This is a genomic window from Mesorhizobium sp. M4A.F.Ca.ET.050.02.1.1 (assembly GCF_003997725.1).
In the GTDB taxonomy this organism is placed as follows: domain Bacteria; phylum Pseudomonadota; class Alphaproteobacteria; order Rhizobiales; family Rhizobiaceae; genus Mesorhizobium.
The window spans coordinates 1-2,463 of record NZ_RZSG01000854.1; the positions used below are offsets into that span (position 1 = coordinate 1).

Annotated in this window: 3 protein-coding genes; 2 read left to right on the forward strand and 1 reads right to left on the reverse strand. The window is 64.7% G+C overall.

The features are described 5' to 3' along the window. Positions 1-513 (reverse strand): helix-turn-helix domain-containing protein (locus tag EOA33_RS32200; protein ID WP_127407464.1); only part of this gene is annotated, 513 nt, incomplete at its 3' end. 203 nt (positions 514-716) lie between these two features. Here EOA33_RS32200 and EOA33_RS32205 point away from each other — a divergent pair. Continuing rightward, complete coding sequence (locus EOA33_RS32205; RefSeq protein WP_126058318.1) at positions 717-1,682, forward strand: tripartite tricarboxylate transporter substrate-binding protein; 966 nt, start codon at positions 717-719, stop codon at positions 1,680-1,682. A 133-nt stretch (positions 1,683-1,815) separates the two neighbouring features. Then, complete coding sequence (locus EOA33_RS32210) at positions 1,816-2,349, forward strand: tripartite tricarboxylate transporter TctB family protein (protein WP_126058319.1); 534 nt, start codon at positions 1,816-1,818, stop codon at positions 2,347-2,349. The last annotated feature ends 114 nt before the right edge of the window (positions 2,350-2,463 follow it).

Below are 2,463 nucleotides of genomic sequence, written 5' to 3' on the forward strand. Positions count from 1 at the left end.
GTGATAGTCCGCGCGGATGGTATCGTAGGGCTCGCCCTGCTCGCCGGAGAACGCGGCGAGTACACGGCCGCCGGAACCCGCCAGCAAGGGCAGCACGTCGCCCTCGCGGATGGTGTAGCGGATCGGATGCTTGGATTCGACGCGGTAAAGGCAGGTGCGGACATCGCCGGAGCGGACATAGAAGGCGACGCTTTCCCAACTCCGCTCCGACAGATCTCGCATGATCGGCAGCAGGACATCCATCGCCACCACCGAGCGCTGGTAGAGCGCGCCAAGCCTGAAGGTGGCCGGTCCGATGCGATAACGCCCGTCGTCAAGCCGTTCCAGCAATTGGCCGCGCATCAGCGAGTTGGCCAGCCTCAGTATCGTGCTCTTGTAAAGGCCGGTGCGGGTCGCGATCTCGGCCAGGCCGAGCGAGCGATCGGCGGGCGTGAATGCGTCGAGAATGGCGATGGCGCGGTCGAGAGCGGCAACGCCTTCGGTGGAAGTCGGGCTGGCAGGTGTATTTTTCATCCCGATGATGATTTCATGTTGGTCGCCCCGTCCAGGCCAAGCCTGGATGATGCGATTTTGTCGTGGCAAAATCGTTCTGTCTAGTAGAATGCCATTCCCGTTGACAGAACGCAGTCACAAATGCTTGAACTCGAAGGCGGGTCTGAATTCAGGCCACGTCTTTGGCAGGCACCGGAGGAGGTGTCGTGATTTGGAGGAGTCCCATGCTGAACAGACGCAGATTCTTGACGAGCACCGCGGCCGGCATCGCGGCATTGCACTTCACACCCGCCTTCGCACAGGACGCGCCGCAACTCCAGATCTTCGTTCCCGCCGCGCCTGGAGGCGGCTGGGACCAGACGGCCCGCACGATCGACCAGGTGCTGCGTTCTGAAAAGCTGATCTCCGGCTCGCAGATCACCAATGTCGGCGGTGCCGGCGGCACGGTCGGCCTGCCGCAATTCGTCAATCAGTGGAAGGGCAAGGGCAATTCACTGATGGTGGCCGGCATGGTCATGGTCGGCGCCATCATCGCCAACAAGTCCGCGAACAACCTGACCGAAGTGACGCCGATCGCCCGCCTGACCGGCGAGTTCGAGGCGCTGGTGGTGCCTGCGGCATCGCCGTTCAAGACCGCCGCCGATTTCGTCGCCGCGCTCAAGGCCGATCCGACCCAGGTTCCGGTGGCGGGCGGCTCCGCCGGCGGTTCGGACCATATTCTGTTCGGGCTGATCGCCAAATCCGCCGGTGTGCCCGCGACCAACCTCTCCTATGTGCCATTCGCCGGTGGCGGCGAGGCGCTGTCGGCGCTGCTTGGCAACCAGGTGGCAGCCGGCATTTCCGGCTATGGCGAATTCTCCGAGCAGGTCAAGGCAGGTGCGCTCAGGCTGCTCGCCATCTCCGCCGATAAGCGCCAGGAAGGTATCGACGCGCCGACGCTGAAGGAGGCCGGCATCGATGTCGAATTGTTCAACTGGCGCGGCGTTTTCGCTCCACCAGGCGTCTCCGACGACGACAAGGCGGCGATGATCAAGCTGGTCGAGACCATGGCCAAGAGCGAGGCCTGGGCGACCGAGTGCAAGAATCGCAACTGGACACCAATCCTGCTCACCGGCGACGATTATGCCAAGTTCGTCACCGAGGACACCGCCCGCATCGGCGCCATCCTCAAGGATCTCGGCCTCGCCTGATGCCTTCCCCAGGCGGGTCGGCCGGCGCCGCTCCGCCTGGACCTTCGCCAGGCGCATGGACATGACATCCATCGCGGGCGAGACTGCGGTCAAGGGCCGGCCGTGGGATGCCGGCCATCGAGGGAGGACATTCATGAGCACCAGCGACCAGCAGGCGCCGCCGCGCTTTGCCATACCCGAATTGTTGATCGGCGTCGGGCTTCTGGCCTGCGCCGCCGCCGTGGCCTGGCAGACGCTGGCGATCCCGGTGTCGCCGCTCTATTCCAAGGTCGGCCCGAGGGTCTTCCCCTACATCACGATGGCCGGCATGGTGATCCTGTCGCTGCTGCTCATCGTCGCGGCGCTTCGGGGCGGCTGGCAGCCCGACGAGGAAAAGGAGACGCCGACCGACTGGAAGTCGATGGGCTTCGTGGTTGCCGGCCTCGTCGCCAACCTTTCGCTCATCCATCCGCTCGGCTTCACCGCCGCCTCGGTGATCATGTTCGTTCTGGTCTGCTACGGTTTCGGCAGCCGGAGCCCGCTGCGCGACGCGCTGCTGGGCCTGATCCTGGCGCTCGCGGCCTATTTCGGTTTCGCCAGGGCGCTCGGCGTCAACATCGGCGCCGGTTTCGTCGAGAACCAGCTGAACACGGCGATCAACGCCGTCGTCGCCATGGTGAGGCGCTGACGCCATGGACACGCTCAACCAACTCGCGCACGGCTTCTCGGTCGCCTTCACGCCGGCCAACCTTTTGTGGTGCCTGGTCGGCACTACATTGGGAACGGCGATCGGTGTGCTGCC

Bases quoted from the DNA above. Each gene is read 5' to 3' on its own strand.
- EOA33_RS32205 (WP_126058318.1), top strand. From the start codon at position 717: ATGCTGAACAGACGCAGATTCTTGACGAGCACCGCGGCCGGCATCGCG.
- EOA33_RS32210 (WP_126058319.1), top strand. From the start codon at position 1,816: ATGAGCACCAGCGACCAGCAGGCGCCGCCGCGCTTTGCCATACCCGAA.